General features: G+C 51.3%; 17 protein-coding genes. 1 reads left to right on the forward strand and 16 read right to left on the reverse strand.

The genetic code is table 11. The features are described 5' to 3' along the window. Positions 1 to 2: 2 nt before the first annotated feature. From ACIDE9_RS07470 to gltX, 16 genes are all read right to left on the reverse strand, one after another. A complete protein-coding gene (locus ACIDE9_RS07470; RefSeq protein WP_194753488.1) occupies positions 3 to 647 on the reverse strand; it encodes an HAD family hydrolase in 645 nt (214 codons plus the stop codon). A gap of 11 nt (positions 648 to 658) precedes the next feature. Then, positions 659 to 1,357, reverse strand: a complete 699-nt coding sequence (ubiG, locus tag ACIDE9_RS07475) for a bifunctional 2-polyprenyl-6-hydroxyphenol methylase/3-demethylubiquinol 3-O-methyltransferase UbiG (protein ID WP_411993892.1) — start codon at positions 1,355 to 1,357, stop codon at positions 659 to 661. 37 nt (positions 1,358 to 1,394) lie between these two features. Further along, on the reverse strand, positions 1,395 to 2,732 hold the full coding sequence (locus ACIDE9_RS07480) for a TRZ/ATZ family hydrolase (protein ID WP_411993893.1): 1,338 nt from the start codon (positions 2,730 to 2,732) through the stop codon (positions 1,395 to 1,397). Positions 2,733 to 2,836: 104 nt separating this feature from the next. Further along, positions 2,837 to 3,928: an OmpA family protein gene (locus ACIDE9_RS07485; RefSeq protein WP_411993895.1), complete on the reverse strand. Its 1,092-nt coding sequence runs from the start codon at positions 3,926 to 3,928 to the stop codon at positions 2,837 to 2,839. 138 nt (positions 3,929 to 4,066) lie between these two features. Further along, positions 4,067 to 4,774, reverse strand: coding sequence for a (5-formylfuran-3-yl)methyl phosphate synthase (locus tag ACIDE9_RS07490; RefSeq protein ID WP_411993897.1), 708 nt, complete (start codon positions 4,772 to 4,774; stop codon positions 4,067 to 4,069). An 8-nt stretch (positions 4,775 to 4,782) separates the two neighbouring features. Continuing rightward, positions 4,783 to 5,358: a DUF447 domain-containing protein gene (locus ACIDE9_RS07495; RefSeq protein ID WP_411993899.1), complete on the reverse strand. Its 576-nt coding sequence runs from the start codon at positions 5,356 to 5,358 to the stop codon at positions 4,783 to 4,785. A gap of 5 nt (positions 5,359 to 5,363) precedes the next feature. After that, complete coding sequence (locus ACIDE9_RS07500; protein ID WP_411993901.1) at positions 5,364 to 6,821, reverse strand: DUF6513 domain-containing protein; 1,458 nt, start codon at positions 6,819 to 6,821, stop codon at positions 5,364 to 5,366. Between the two features lie 4 nt (positions 6,822 to 6,825). Then, the gene (locus tag ACIDE9_RS07505; protein WP_411993903.1) at positions 6,826 to 7,413 is read right to left on the reverse strand and encodes a flavoprotein; all 588 of its coding nucleotides are present in this window, start codon (positions 7,411 to 7,413) and stop codon (positions 6,826 to 6,828) included. An 18-nt stretch (positions 7,414 to 7,431) separates the two neighbouring features. Continuing rightward, positions 7,432 to 8,766: an adenylosuccinate synthase gene (locus ACIDE9_RS07510; protein ID WP_194741849.1), complete on the reverse strand. Its 1,335-nt coding sequence runs from the start codon at positions 8,764 to 8,766 to the stop codon at positions 7,432 to 7,434. A 41-nt stretch (positions 8,767 to 8,807) separates the two neighbouring features. Next, a complete protein-coding gene (locus tag ACIDE9_RS07515; RefSeq protein WP_194753480.1) occupies positions 8,808 to 9,962 on the reverse strand; it encodes an ATP phosphoribosyltransferase regulatory subunit in 1,155 nt (384 codons plus the stop codon). Between the two features lie 123 nt (positions 9,963 to 10,085). Further along, positions 10,086 to 10,280, reverse strand: coding sequence for a DUF2065 domain-containing protein (locus ACIDE9_RS07520; protein WP_411993905.1), 195 nt, complete (start codon positions 10,278 to 10,280; stop codon positions 10,086 to 10,088). 2 nt (positions 10,281 to 10,282) lie between these two features. Continuing rightward, positions 10,283 to 11,152, reverse strand: coding sequence for a protease modulator HflC (gene hflC / locus ACIDE9_RS07525; RefSeq protein WP_194741846.1), 870 nt, complete (start codon positions 11,150 to 11,152; stop codon positions 10,283 to 10,285). A 23-nt stretch (positions 11,153 to 11,175) separates the two neighbouring features. Next, a complete protein-coding gene (gene hflK, locus ACIDE9_RS07530; protein WP_411993907.1) occupies positions 11,176 to 12,366 on the reverse strand; it encodes an FtsH protease activity modulator HflK in 1,191 nt (396 codons plus the stop codon). Between the two features lie 26 nt (positions 12,367 to 12,392). Beyond that, positions 12,393 to 13,520 (reverse strand): GTPase HflX, encoded by a 1,128-nt coding sequence (hflX, locus tag ACIDE9_RS07535; protein WP_194753477.1) that lies wholly within the window; start codon positions 13,518 to 13,520, stop codon positions 12,393 to 12,395. 3 nt (positions 13,521 to 13,523) lie between these two features. Next, the gene (gene hfq, locus ACIDE9_RS07540) at positions 13,524 to 13,766 is read right to left on the reverse strand and encodes an RNA chaperone Hfq (RefSeq protein ID WP_019882148.1); all 243 of its coding nucleotides are present in this window, start codon (positions 13,764 to 13,766) and stop codon (positions 13,524 to 13,526) included. A gap of 111 nt (positions 13,767 to 13,877) precedes the next feature. Further along, the gene (gltX, locus tag ACIDE9_RS07545) at positions 13,878 to 15,284 is read right to left on the reverse strand and encodes a glutamate--tRNA ligase (protein WP_411993909.1); all 1,407 of its coding nucleotides are present in this window, start codon (positions 15,282 to 15,284) and stop codon (positions 13,878 to 13,880) included. A 127-nt stretch (positions 15,285 to 15,411) separates the two neighbouring features. On the opposite strand from gltX, the gene ACIDE9_RS07550 reads away from it, so the two are divergent. Then, positions 15,412 to 15,747 carry a hypothetical protein gene (locus ACIDE9_RS07550; RefSeq protein WP_194753475.1) on the forward strand — a complete coding sequence of 112 codons (336 nt, stop codon included), beginning with the start codon at positions 15,412 to 15,414 and terminating at the stop codon, positions 15,745 to 15,747. The last annotated feature ends 12 nt before the right edge of the window (positions 15,748 to 15,759 follow it).

The following is a 15,759-nucleotide window of genomic DNA, read 5'->3' on the forward strand; positions in this document are numbered from 1 at the left end:
CATTATAAATACGCGAGCAACTCCTGAGGCTGCTGTATGCAGCCATCAGCGCCCCATGCCTGAGGATTGTCTGTGGCAGACAAATAACCGAACAAAGCGACCAGCGTTTTCATGCCAGCGGCTTTACCTGCCTGTATATCGCGCTCAGCATCCCCAATATAAAGCACGGTTTGCGGGTCTATCGCCATACGCTCACAAGCCAATAGCAGGGTTTGCGGAGATGGTTTTGGTTGAGGCGCATCATCGCCACTGATCACGGCACCAGCACGTATATCCAGCCCCATATGCTCCACCATCGGCATGGTAAACCGGCGCGGTTTATTGGTGACGATGCCCCAACGCAGACCACGCTGCTCGATCGCCTGCAAGGCTTCTGCCATCCCGGCAAACAAGACGGGTTGGCGCGTCATCACCTGTGTGTACAAGTCCAGATATTCGGTCCGCATTGCTTCAAAACTGGCATCGGTCGGCAACAAGCCAAACCCTATTTCCAGCAGCCCACGTGAGCCATGTGATGCATACGGGCGGATGGTCGTCTCTGGCAAAAATGCCAGGCCATGACGCTCGCGTTGCAAATTAAGGGCATAGCCTAAATCGGGGGCGGTATCGACCAGCGTCCCGTCTAAATCAAACAATACAGCTTGCATTTCACTTCCTGTTAGACTTCTTTAATCGCGTGCAGCATGTAATTCACGCTGGTATCTACCGTCAGCGCATACTGTTTACTGAAGGGATGATAAGTCAAGCCAGTTTGATGCTGCAGCTCTAGCCCCGATTGCCGCATCCACGCTGCCAGCTCGGAGGGCTTGATAAACTTGCTGTAATCATGCGTGCCTTTAGGCAGCAAATTCAGCACATACTCTGCGCCCACCACCGCCATCAGATAAGCCTTGGCATTACGATTTAACGTGGAGAAGAAAACATGGCCACCAGGTTTGACCAAGGCGGCACAAGCGCGCACGACACTGGCCGGGTCAGGCACATGCTCCAGCATTTCCATGCAGGTCACCACATCAAAAGCCTGCGGCTTTTCTTGCGCCAATGCCTCAACGGCCACACAACGGTAATCTACTTGTACATTGGCTTCCAGCGCATGTAACTGTGCGACCTGCAAAGACTTTTCTGCCAAGTCTATGCCCGTCACCTGCGCGCCACGTTGCGCCATGGACTCACTCAAAATCCCGCCGCCACAGCCCACATCCAACACCTGCTTGCCCGCGAGTGATGCTCGGCTGTCAATATAACTCAGGCGCAAAGGATTCAACTGATGCAAAGGTTTAAACACCCCTTGTTGATCCCACCACTGGTGCGCCAACTCGGCAAACTTATTCACCTCTGCGACTTCCACATTCGCCATGATCGCTCCTTTTACTTGATCTTTAATTGCTCACGCATTAGCTATTGGCAGATTGCAGTTTAAGTTGCCACTGCAACGCAATAGAGCGTAATTCTTCTGTTTCCATGCCTGCAAACTCGCTTTGTCCATCAACGGCGCGCTGATAACGTAACTCACCATCCACCCAGGTATGGGTGACCTGCTCGCGCCCGGCAACGTAAACCAGATGCGACACAGGGTCAAAGCAAGGCAAACTGTTTAAATCATCCAGTTTTACTGCCACCATATCAGCCTGCTTTCCCACTTCAAGGCTACCCACTTTGTCTTGCAATCCCAAAGCACGTGCGCCATGTAGCGTCGCCATTTCCAGTGCCTGATAGGCAGGCAATGCTTCCGCATTCTGGTCGACCACTTTAGCCAGCAATGCCGCGGTGCGCATTTCTTGCCACATATCGACACGGTTATTACTAGCGGCACCATCTGTGCCCAGCCCCACATTAATGCCTGCCCTTAACGCAGCGGCCACTGGTGCAATACCACTGGCCAGTTTTAAATTTGAAGATGGACAATGCGCGAGATGCGCGCCCTGGGTAGATAACGTTTCTAATTCCTGCATTTCCAGATGCACGCCATGCGCCAAAACCGTGGCGGGGCCAATGATGCCCAGCGCGAGTAAACGCTGCAAGGGGCGAACGCCGTATTGTTCCAGGCTTTGTGATATTTCGGCCTGCGTTTCGTGTAAATGGGTATGTATGCCCAAATTCAACTGTTCGGATAAGGTAGAGATTTGCTCAAAAGTCTGGTCACTGACGGTATAAGGCGCATGTGGCGCAAATGAAAAACTGATATGTGGGTCGGATTTATATTGGTCCCGCACCTCAGTGCCGAGCCGAATGTAATCATTGGCCGTCGCTGCATAATTGGTCGGGAAGTCCAATACCGTCAGGCCGATATGCGCGCGCATACCAGCACGGTTCACCGCCTCAATCGTGGCTTGCGGAAAAAAATACATGTCATTGAAAGTGGTCACGCCGCCACTCAACATTTCTGCACTAGCCAGCAAGCTACCATCATGCACAAACGATCTGGAGACCCAGCGCTTTTCTGCTGGCCAAATATGGTCATTCAACCAGGGCATCAATGCATAATCGTCCGCATAGCCTTTTAACAGGTTCATGCTGCTATGTGCATGCAGATTAATCATGCCTGGGATCAAGGCATGTTGAGAACAATCTACCACCAGCCAATCGGCCGCCCATGCAGGAATGTCGGCTTTGGGCACTATGGCTTTAATTTGACCTGCTTCCACCAACACTGCATGTTGCTCTAACAGGGTATGGTTCGCATCTACCGGAATCACCCAGCGTGCTTTAATAATAAATTGTGTATCAACCATAGCTGGATTATAACTGAGGCAGGCAGACAAAATGCTGACTCAACACAACAGGTATAAAAAAAGCCACGCTGACGCGTGGCTTTTTTATTCAGACTTAAATCTGATTATTGGCAACCAACTTGTTTAGTGCCTTCAGCGCGGATGTCAACGCGGCGGTTAGGTTGCAAGCAAGAAATCAGTTTTTTGCTTACTTTTTTACCTTCGCATTGAACCACTGGCTCAGTTTTACCTTTACCTTCAGAAGTGATGATATTGCTATCAACACCTTGAGCGATCAGGTAGTCAGCCACTTGCTTAGCACGACGCTCAGACAACTTCTGGTTGTAAGCATCAGAACCAATACGGTCTGTGTGGCCTGTGACGATCACAGCAGTAATTTCTGGGTTAGCCTTGATCTTGGCTGCTGTTTCTTCCAGAACTTTACGGCCTTCTTCACGCAAGTTAGCCTTGTCGAAACCGAACAGTTTTTCAGCACTCACTGTTACTGTTTCGTTTTGTGGCTTACATACTGGAGCAGGTGCTGGCGCTGGCGCCGGAGCAGGTGCTGGCTCAGCAGCCGCCAATGGTGCTGGTGTTGGCTCTGGTGTTGGCTCTTCAACCACTGGAGCAGGTGCGCCAAAGCGGAAGATACCGCCCAAGTTAACCAAAGTATTACCAATGGTTTCAGTATCGCTACCTACACCAGCGATATCAATTTTTGCACGGCTCCACTGGTGACGTACATCAGCTTGAATACCAAACTTGTCGTTGAACAAGTATTGCGCACCCAGACCTACGTTAGCCATCCAAGAGTTTTTCTTACCATCAATATCAGCACCAGGTGCAGAGTAATCAACATCATTACGTGCTGCGCCGACACCGGCCAACAGGAATGGACGGAACTTGTCGCGGCTGAACATATACAAAGCATCCAGGCCTAAAGCTGTTTGTTTGTATTTACCACTCACACCGGCAAGATCATTATCAGCGCGGTTATAGCCCAAACGGCCTTGAATGTCCCAGTGCTCGCTCAGCTCTTTACCGATAGACAGAAAACCGCCACGGCCATTGTCAGCTTCGAGGTCATTGTCAGTGTTCATGTAAGTTGCACCTGGAACAACATACCAAGCGCCACGGTACATGTCTTCAGCTTGCGCAACTTGCGATGCAAACACAAATGCAGAAGCAATTGCCAAGCCTAAAAAACTTTTTTTCATTCATTGACTCCTTCGTTATTGGGCTTTTTTGCCACATCTTTGAAAAAACTTACAAGTTGAACTATACGCAAACGTCGCTACAGACGCAACCCTAAGTGCCATCTCATAGGCGTATTTATTAGGTTTAAGACCAATTATTCAACAAATTTCTGACACTCTTACAATCAGCTCGTGCACGCGCTCTGCCAATAAGCCTTGCGCTCTTTGTGTGCCTTCGCACAAACCACTGCGAAATCCTAAATAATCAGGGTTCAATTTAGCCAGCGACTCAATGTGCGTTAGCAATAACCCGCCTGCAACGCCGACGAATAACTGTACGGCTTTTGCTACACGCACAAAATCAGCGAGTACTGCGATAGGCACGATATCTATCAAGGCGTGCGATTTCTGCGTCGTATCGACCATCACCCCCCAATAATGCTGTTGGGCCAGGGCCTGTAACCGCTCAGGCATATTAGCAGCCATCAAGCTGGCGGGATGCATTACGGCGATCAACTTGAGGCCTTGTGCTAACCAGGCAGCGATTGTCGGCTGGTAAACCGGCTCGGCCCAGATAGCTTCCGGCAACTTGATCACCTCAACCCCGATTTGCAGGCGGCTTGTAATCATCTGCATGAGGTCATCGACCGTGTCACAGTGATCGCCTACCGTTGCACTGATCATAATACCCTTAGCAGCTGTGTGTTGCCTATATCGTTGAATCTCATCAACAATTGCGGTTGAACGACCCAGGTCCAATGCTGCCAGCGCACCATGGCTGGTCTCCTTCAGGTCAACCAATGGCACACCTGCAGACAACACCAATTGTGCTTCAGCAACGGAATTAACACTGACTAATACTTGCATAGACTGACTCACGCTTGCTGCAGGCCGCTCTGTTGCGCCAGGTGGTTATTGACGCAATCCACCAGCCATTGCCAGGCTTCCAGCTCGCGTGGCCCGGCTGTTTTATCGATGGCAATTTGCAGGTATTGCATTTCCTGGGTGATTTTTTCAACTGGCAGCATATGCAAACGACTGACCAGCACCGCCAGCTCAATCACCGCCGACTGCGCACGGTTAAAGCCCATAAATGGCGCGTGCGATGCACTTTCGACCACCTGCATCCATAACCTGGGACGCATTTCATCTTCCTCGACCTGCTGCAACCGCAATACATGATGCGCCAAGCAATCTTTGAGTCTGACGCCTTGCCCGGTGGCAACAGGTTCAGTGGCAAATGCCGCTTTCCTGGCAATGGCCGCGGCAAATACGCGCACATCATCCGTGAGGTTTAATACGGCAAAACCGGTTTGCAAAATATTCTGCAAGGTCGTCGATGGTTTGAAAGGCATGATCAGCACCCTGCCCTCGTGCCATTGAATACCAAATGGCGCGACATGCACATCTCCATCCGCAGAACGGGTCGTCACTATCGTTTCGTAAATCATGAAAATTATTCCGTGCCTGGTGAGGAGTTACCAGGCGTTGTGTTGTCATTAGATTTGGTACGTGCGTTTTCCAAACGTTCCTGAATAGAAGCCTCGCGATGAGCGACTTTAGCCTGCTTGTTTTGCTGCACCGAGGCCACGCCCCACTCCAGTAACTCATCTTGCACATAACGTTTTTTAAGCTGCCAGGCAATTTGCGCACGTGCCAGTTCCACGCCCAGATAAAACGCATGCGATGCGTCATCTTGCACATTAAGCGTCGGATAAAACCGGTAAGGGTCAGTGTCATGCTGAATACCATCCCGATTATAAACATGCACACCTTGCTCGCTGACCATGATCCTAAAACTCGGGTCTTTAATCTGACTGGCCATGGTCATAATTTCTTCGGCGCTATAAGGGAAAGGCTTACGATCATGCAAGCCTAGCAACCCATTGGAATACCCGCGTGGCAAGCGTTTATCCTGGCTGGCGCGATACATCACACGTCGTGCAACATCGGCCTCGGCCACTGCCTCACTGGCGTGCGGACTGACAGAGGTTGCCAATACCGCATTGATATTCAATTCACTGATCATGCCAAACAGCATGGCATTGACGCCAGTTGTGTCTGCATCGGTCAACTCGGTCAGGTTACCGACCCCCATCATGATGGCAATGTCAGGATATTTTTTGCGCAACTTGTGATAACGCACAATGGAGTCGGTCAGGCCAAAATGGATAGGATCCAGAATCGGGTCGGCGATAAAACGACGCCCCCGCTTTAAACAATGCTCAATGGCGCGTTGCAAACTGGTAAAGCTGCCAGGCACGGCAGGAATCAAGATTGGCGTAGCCGCCACCTCATCAGCAATCCACAGGCTTTTTTCATGCAGGCTCAGCAAATAATCTGCCCCCGCCTTACCTGCAGCCAGCAAATCCTCTTCGCGCATGGAGTCTACGCTGACCTGGAAACCTTCGGCTTTAAGCGCCTGCACCGCGTCTGTCATATGCGCAAAGGCCTTGCCTGGCAGGCAGCCGAGGTCGATCACATCTGCGCCCTGCTGCCGGAAATGCTCAGCTCTGGCAACAATTTGGGGGATGGTCAGATCAGGCGCATCAACAATTTCGGCAAAAATAGTGACGCTATGCTGCGTCAGGTCAGGGGCTTTACCCTGCTGGCCAAAATATTGCGGCAAGTCTTTCAAGTCCTTTGGTCCACGCTCCACGGGCACTCCCCACTGCGCCTCAAGCGGCGCCAGGTCACCCTGGCACAATCCAGGCAGAATGACCTTATCTATATTGTCAATACTGGGCAAACGTCTTGCAATCAGGGGCGGCGTCATCAAGGCAGCCACGGATACGCCGATTTGCTTGACCTCATATTCAAACGGAGACTGTTTACTGTCAGCCTGGATAGACTGCAATATCTGACGCAGACTGTGTTCTGCCAGTTTTCCGGTGAGAAACAGCAGCCGAGTCATCGCGTTAGTCGGTGATTTGATCTAACACCTGTACGCCATCGTGCAAATGCAGGTCATGCAATGCAGCCAGACGCTGCATGATGGCATCTTGCAAGGCAGCCATGTCTTCTACGACGCTAGTGTCGGCAAACTGCTTCAGCCTGGCCACGTTTTCAAGGTCAATCTGGCGCGGGAATACTTTAACAACATTATCCCGTGGCGCTTCCGACTCTAACTCTGGTGCAGTATCACAAGCGAATAAAATGCTGTGCACGCGCGTTTTACCGGCTTGTGCAAACAGGTTAGTCACCAGGCTATCAGAAAAACCATAAGCCATTTTGGCAATCGTATTAGACGTGGCAGGCGAAATGACCAGCGTATGGTAAACACCTTCATAAAAACGCTCAACAGGCACGCTGCTAGCTGTTTTATCCTGATAGACCTTGTGGCCAGTGGCTTCGAGGGCTGCCTGAAAACCATATTGCTGGATAATTTCGGCCGCTGCGCGGCTCAGGTAGATATCGACATCCTGCAAGGTTTGCAGGATAGCCAAAGACTCACGCAGATAATGCCCGGAACCAGTAATTGCCCAGGCTAGTCGTTGTGCACGCATGTCAAACTAGCCTTGTGCTTAAGCAAAAGGATGTTGCAAGACGATGGTTTCGTCACGCTCAGGACCGGTAGACACAATCGCAATTGGCACACCGCACACTGCTTCCAGGCGCTTGAGATAGTGCTGCGCATTTTTAGGCAGCGCATCCCAGGTTTTGACACCAAAAGTTGTTTCGGTCCAGCCAGGCACGGTTTCGTAAATAGGCTCACAACGCGCGACATCATCCGCACCTACTGGCAACATATCAACGATTTTTCCATCCAGTTTGTAACCGGTACAAATATCCAAAGACTCAATGCCGTCCAGCACATCCAGTTTGGTGATGCACAAGCCGGTCAAACCGTTGATACGGGCTGAGCGACGCAACGCAGCCGCATCAAACCAGCCACAACGACGCTTGCGGCGTGTTACGGTACCGATTTCCTGGCCTTTGTTAGACATCTGGTGACCAGGTGCGCCTTCGGTGTCGATATCCAGCTCGCTCGGGAACGGACCACCACCCACACGTGTAGTGTAAGCCTTGGTGATACCCAATACATAGTGCAGCATATTGGCACCGACACCGGTGCCCGCGGAGGCCTGGCCTGCGATACAGTTGCTGGAGGTTACATAAGGATAAGTACCGTGATCGACATCCAACAAAGTGCCTTGTGCACCTTCAAACAACAGGTGTTCGCCACGCGCATTCGCTTCATAGAGGGCAGCAGAAATATCGGCCACCATAGGCTTCAAGGCCACTGCGTGCTGCATGCTGGCATCGTATTGCTGCTGGAAATCCACCGCAGCCGCGCCCAAGTAGTTGGTCAGCACAAAGTTATGATAGTCCATGACTTCGCGCAGTTTTTCAGCAAAGCGCTCAGGGTGGAACAAGTCATAGACACGCAAAGCACGTCTGGCCACTTTATCTTCATAAGCAGGGCCAATACCCTTGCCGGTGGTGCCAATTTTTTTCTCGGCGCTACGCTTGGCTTCTCGCGCCAAGTCCACAGCCACGTGATGGGACAGAATCAATGGACAGCCAGGGCTGACTTTCAGGCGGTTTTTAACATCCAGGCCACCTTGTTCCAAGGTAGAAATCTCATGCAGCAAATGCGTGGTATCCAGCACAACGCCGTTACCGATGTAACAGTTAACGCCATCACGCACGATGCCGGAAGGCACCAGGTTCAATTTGTACACTTTTTGTGCCGCGCCCTGACCAACCACCAAGGTATGACCAGCGTTATGACCGCCCTGAAAGCGCACCACGCCCTGGGCGTGATCTGTCAGCCAGTCTACAATTTTACCTTTACCTTCGTCGCCCCATTGGGTGCCAATCACAACGACGTTTTTTGCTTGCTTAGATTGTGTCATGTTCAATTAATATCTTGTAAAAACGAAAATAGCGGGCTGACTTATACAGCCACCACTTGCCAGCGACCATCGATCTTTTGCAGAGTGCGGTCACAAGCCAATTCAGAATAGTTCACAGGCATATCGGGCAATGCTTCCACCACAATCTGCCCTTGTGAACGCAAGGTGTCGATTAAAGACAGTAATTCGGGTTCTGCCGCCACCGGCGCCAGAATCCCTTTATTCAGTGTTGCCGGACCCAATGCCTGCAACGCGCCACGCAAATCCAGGCTAAAGCCGGTTGCCGGGCGTGCACGGCCAAACGCTGCGCCGACTTCATCGTAACGCCCGCCCAATGCAATCGGGCCTGCGTAGCCTTTAGCATAAGCGGCAAACACCATGCCACTGTGATAGTGATAACCGCGCAGCTCGCTCAAATCAATAGTCACGGTGACATCATCCGTAGTCAGTGTATTTGCCACGGTTTCCAGTTCTCGTAACGCCTGTTCTATCTCTTCGGATTCCGGCAAAATATCACGCGCTTGGTCCAACACTTCTGCGCCGCCATTCAGCTGAGTGAGTGCGACAAAGGCCTGGCGGGATTTTTCCGGCAGATTCGCCACCAGCTGCTCTACCAGCGTAATGTCTTTTGCCTGCAAGGCGGCTTGCAGTGCCTGCTCCTGCTGTACGCCCAACTGCGCCATATGTGACAAGCTGGCAAAAATAGTGGCGTGGCTCAGGTCGACGAACAATGTGCGCATACCTAACAACTGCAAGGCTTTGACCATCAGGCGCTGCACTTCGATATCACTCTCAATGCCCGCGTGGCCATACAATTCAGCGCCCAGCTGCAAAGGCTCGCGCGTACGCGCTAATCCATCCGGCTTGGTGCGCAACACCGTGCCTGCATAACACAAGCGTGAAACACCCTGGTGGTTCAACATGTGTGCATCAATGCGTGCTGCTTGTGGCGTCGTATCTGCGCGCAAGCCCATCAGGCGCCCGGTCAACTGGTCCACCACTTTAAACGTCGCAATATCCAAGTCATGCCCGGTGCCGGTCAACAATGACTCCACATACTCCATCATGGGTGGCATCACATATTGATAGCCATGCACGCGGAACAGGTCCAGCAGTTGTCGGCGGTAAGATTCAAGACGCGCCGCATCTGCGGGCAATACATCTTCAATATATTCAGGAAGTAACCAATTATGCATCCCGCCATTATACCCGCAAACCCCTACCTAAGGCACGGCTTTAGCAGTCGTGATGGCATGGCATGGTGATAGACAATAAAAAAGCACGCAGGGTTGCGTGCTTTTTCAATTCCAACAAGTGGCTCAGCGGTTCAGCCACAACACCAGCAATCCGGCGACCACTGAAGCAAACCCCACAAAACGGATCTGCCCATCGCGCAATTGCAGCAGTTTTTCAAAGGTCTGACGCCATGCCCGGGTAAACAGCAGTGGCATCAAGCCTTCAACCAACATTACACCGCCGATTAGCCACCACCAGTTCATACGGGCATCAGGCAAAATTACTTCTTGCCACTGCTACGCATGTATTTGAAGAACTCCGAGCTTTGGTCAAGCACCATCACGTCAGATTTACTTTTGAAGCTGTTTTTATAAGCTTCCTGGCTACGATAAAACGCATAAAATTCCGGGTTTTTACCAAATGCCTGTGCAGAAACCTCGGCCGCTTTGGCATCGCCCTCACCTTTTACCTTTTGCGCATCACGGTAAGCTTCGGCAATAATCACTTCGCGTTGCTTATCCGCATCGGCGCGGATTTTTTCCGCCGCCGCCGCACCTTGTGAGCGCAGCTCGTTCGCCACAGATTTACGCTCTGCTTCCATACGCTGATAAACAGACTCACTCACTTCTTTTGGCAAGTCGACACGGCGCAGACGCACATCCAGAATCTGGATACCCATCTGACGGCTTTCCTTATCAGCACGCTGACGCAGGATTTCCATGATCTCGGAACGCTCGCCTGACACCACATCATGAATCGTGCGTTTACCAAATTCGGCGCGCAAACCATCATTCACCATTTGCGACAAACGACGCTCAGCCTGCACCTCGTCGCCACGGACTGACACATAGTACTTGGACGGGTCAACAATACGCCATTTCACAAATGAATCCACCAGTACGTTTTTCTTTTCACTGGTAATAAAACGGTCTGGCTCTTCCCAGTTCAGGGTCAGGATACGCTTGTCGTAATAGCGGATATTTTCTACCATAGGCATCTTAAAGTAGAGCCCAGGCTCGCTTTTGACCGACACGATTTCACCCAGACGGAACACCAGTGCGTATTCACGCTGATCTACGGTATAGGCCGAAGAGGTAATGATCACCAATAGAACAAATACCCCGATTAACAGACTTCCAATATTTCTCATAATGTATTTTCCTTCAGGGCAATCTAGCGGTATTCGCGATCACGGTTACGCATCGCATCACGCGAGCGATCCGAGGTGCTTGAGTCGGCTTGCGTCTCCTGTACAGGCTTGTCAGCCGCTGCCGCAGGGGCAGATGCCGCATTACCACCTGCACCGCTCATGCTCATGAGTTTATCCAGTGGTAAATACAGCAGGCTGTTACCGCCTTTTTGGTCCACCAGCACTTTGCTGGTATTGGACAGCACATGCTCTTGCGCATCCAGATACAGGCGTTGACGGGTTACTTCTGGCGCCTTGTTATATTGCGCCAGAATCTGCTCGAAACGGTCAGCGTTACCCTTGGCTTCATTTTCTACACGCAACTTGTAACCTGCAGCCTCTTCAGACAAGCGGGCGGCGGTACCGCGCGCCTTAGGAATCACGTCATTCGCGTAAGCCTGGCCTTCATTTTTCTGGCGTTCCAGATCCTGTTTGGCTTTGACCGCATCGTCAAACGCCGCTTGTACCTGTTCTGGCGGCTGCGCATTCTGCATGGTCACGTTGACAATATTGATACCGGATTTATACCTGTCCAGCATTTCCTGCATGAGTTTTTTCGCTTTGGCAGCCACGTCATCGCGGCCTTCATACAGCACAAAGTCCATTTTGCTCTTACCAACGATTTCACGAATCGCGGTTTCTGCCACGCCACGCACACTCTCTTCAGTAGAGCGGTTGCTAAACTGGTAATCCTCCACCGACTTCAGGTTATATTGCACCGCTACCTGCAAGTCGATGATGTTTTCATCATCTGTCAGCATCAGTGACTCCCGTAGCTCTTTGCTGCGGCCAGATTCGCTATCAAATGAGCGATAACCCATTTCTATGGTACGCACCTGCTCCAGGTTGACGTTTTCTATGGTTTCAATCGGGAACGGCAAATGCCAGCGCGGACCAGGCATGGTGGTTTCCACATGCTGGCCAAAGCGCAATACCACGCCACGTGAACCCTGGTCGACAATATAGAAACCTGAACCTAGCCAGATCAAGGCGACTAAACCAAGAATTGGGGCCACTGGCAATGGTTGTGGTGCAGGCGCCGTACCGCGCGGGCCACCTTGACCGCCCTTATTGCCAAACAAACGATTCAGCTTTTGATTCAAATCCTTGAATACCTCATCCAGGTCAGGCGGGCCTTCGTTATTCTTATTCCAAAAGCCGGGGAATTTTCTCATGCTAGTACTCCGTGTTTTTTGATTTTTTAAACATAAGCACTTTCTTCCGTGCTCAGTTTTTTCAAATATTGCTGATGTTGTAACAGCGCCTGGCGCAAATCCTCAATACCAGTACCCTCTCGTGCCGAGACACGCACCGTACGGATGTTACCATATTCGTCCAGATCGACTCCGGGCGCCATGCCCATGCGGTCAATCTGGTTCAATACCAGAATCTGTGGGACATTAGCAGCGCCAATCTCGTTCAGCACAATATTAACCTGCTCAATCTGATTGTCGCGATTCGGGCTGGCCACATCGACAATATGCAGCAACAAATCCGCCTGCGCCGCTTCTTCCAGCGTAGCACCAAAGGCTTCAATCAAGGTGGTAGGCAAATGCTTGATAAATCCAACTGTGTCAGACAACACCACAGGATAGCCATCAGGCAGGTGCATTTTGCGCGAGGTAGTATCCAACGTGGCAAAAAGTTGGTCCGCCGCATAGACACCAGAATGCGTCAAACGGTTAAACAAGGTGGATTTACCGGCGTTGGTGTAGCCAACCAGCGACACTGTCATCAGGTTAGAACGCTTGCGCGCACGCCGCTGCATACCTCGCTGCTGTTTAAGCTTATCCAGTTTTTCACGCAACTGCTTGACGCGTACACGCAGCATACGCCTGTCCAGTTCCAACTGCGTTTCACCTGGACCACCACGCACACCGATACCGCCTTTTTGACGTTCAAGGTGGGTCCAGCCGCGCACCAGCCGTGTCGACAAGTGCTCCAGCTGCGCCAGTTCGACCTGCAACTTACCTTCGTGCGACTGCGCGCGCTGGGCAAAAATATCCAGAATCAGGCCGGTGCGGTCGACCACGCGTGCTTCGAGCAGTTTTTCCAGGTTGCGTTGCTGTGAGGGGCTCAAGTCATGATTAAAGGCAGCCACCTTGCTATCATGTGCTGCCAATAAGGTCTTGAGCTCATCCGCTTTACCAGAGCCGATGAAGTATTTAGGATCGGGAGCCTGACGCTTGCCTTCCAGCGTCGCTGAGATATTCAATCCGGCAGTGCCGGCGAGGTGGCGGAGTTCTTGCAAACTTTCTTCGTAGTCAGCATCACCAAAGTTGACGCTGACCAGAACGACGGCATCTCCGCCGCTTGGTCTATCAAACATGCATTAAGATTCTTGTGCTGTTTCGTGTGGCGCCAAACTCACTGGACGCGCTGGAACAATGGTTGAAATCGCGTGTTTGTATACCATCTGGGTCACTGTATTTTTTAACAAAATCACATACTGGTCGAAAGAGTCGACTTGACCTTGCAGCTTGATACCATTAACCAGATAAATAGACACTTGCACGTGTTCTTTTCTTAAGGCGTTCAGAAAAGGGTCTTGTAACATTTGGCCTTTATTATTCATAGAATTGCTCCTTGTTTGTTTTAATCGTATTGGAGTTTTTATTATCTTGAACACCAATCCATCATAATGACTATGATTGTACTAATTTGTTCCAATTTCAATCCCCGCACCTTATTTTTTTGGAAATAATGCGCGAATACGCTGCAAACAGGCCTCTTTACCCAGAATAGACATCACCTGATCAATACTGGGTGATTGTGCGATACCGATTAAAGCGACCCGCAATGGCATGGCCAGCTTAGGGAACTTGATCTGCTGCTCAGCCACGACCTGATTTAGCGCATCGTGTAATTTATCGGCAGTCCAGTCGGAATCTTGAGTCTTCTCCAAGAAACTTTCGATAGTCGCAGTCGTTTCTTCCTGGATATGCTTGGCGGCATCTGCTTCATTGATGGCAGGCACCTGGTAGAAGAACGCAATTTCTTTCGCCAGTTGATTCAGGTTATTGGCGCGCTCACGGTATAAATTCAGCACAGCCAGCAAGTCTGGCGATTGCGTTTCCGTCACGCCCAAGGCGGCCAGGCGCGGTTTTACTTCGTCAGCAATGCGCTCCAGTGGCAACGTTTTAATGTAATGTGCATTGAGCCAGTTGAGTTTTTCGGTATTAAACTGCGCCGCCGATGGCGTGATATGGTCGAGGTCGAACCACGCACAGAACTGCTCCATACTGAATACTTCATCATCGCCATGTGACCAGCCCAGACGCGCCAGATAATTGAGCACCGCTTCACGCAAGTAACCGTCTTCGTGATACTGCATCACACTGACGGCGCCATGGCGCTTAGATAATTTCTGGCCATCATCGCCCAGAATCATGGACAAATGCGCATATTGCGGCACTTGCGCGCCCAAAGCCTGCAACATGTTGATCTGGCGCGGCGTGTTGTTAACATGGTCATCCCCGCGGATCACCTGCGTCACGCCCATTTCCCAGTCATCGACGACCACACAGAAGTTATAAGTGGGCGTACCGTCAGCACGTGCAATAATCAGGTCATCCAGCTCGGCATTGGCAATTTCAATGCGGCCTTTCACCATATCATCCCAGGCCACCACGCCGGTGGTCGGGTTTTTAAAACGCACGACTGGTGGTATATCTTTGGGTGCTTCAGGCAAAGTCTTGCCTGCTTCCGGGCGCCAGCGGCCATCATAGCGTGGCTTTACGCCCTGCTGCATTTGCGTTTCACGCAAGGCATCCAGTTCTTCTTTGCTGCAATAGCAATAGTAGGCATGACCGTCATCCAGCATTTTCTGGATGATTTTTTTGTAAGTATCCATGCGCTGCATCTGGTAAAACGGGCCTTCGTCATGGTCCAGTTGCAACCAGGCCATGCCATCCAGAATCGCCTGCACCGCTTCTGGCGTTGAACGCGCGACATCGGTATCTTCAATCCGCAGGATAAACTGTCCGCCATGGCGCTTGGCATACGCCCATGAAAACAAGGCAGTACGTGCGCCGCCAATATGAAGGTATCCGGTAGGACTGGGTGCAAAACGGGTTTTAACAGCTTGTGACATAATGAATCTCTAAACGCTCAAGCTTGCCATTTTAACATGGCAGCCGCTCTCCTGCCTGACTGCGACTTTGCTGCAAAATGGCGGCAGCCAGATTGAAGCCCACGCGCAAACGCGATATGATGCAGCCATGACGCAACTCCTCTCTTCCAGCAGCGATATTCATGTCGGCGAGCTTTATGGCAAACCTGCCGCACCTGGCCAAACCACTGCGATTTACCACGTGGTTGCCGTGCACAAGCTAGGGATCACCTTGCAAAATATGGATAACCCGCTGAGCCAGTTTGAGACCACCGCCAGCAAATTGCTGCAATCAGGCTATGTGCGCTTAAGCCAAACCCCTTATGTCAACCTGCAACAGGCGGGCAAACGCAAATCAGCGCAACAAAAGCTCAAGCGCTGCCCATTTACGCTAGATGTATTTGCCGAGCGCGCCGATTGCGAACGACCAGCAGTGGTTGCCTGAGCGACATCAACA

Origin of the sequence: Methylophilus sp. 'Pure River' (assembly GCF_046765995.1) — a bacterium.
In the GTDB taxonomy this organism is placed as follows: Bacteria; Pseudomonadota; Gammaproteobacteria; order Burkholderiales; family Methylophilaceae; genus Methylophilus.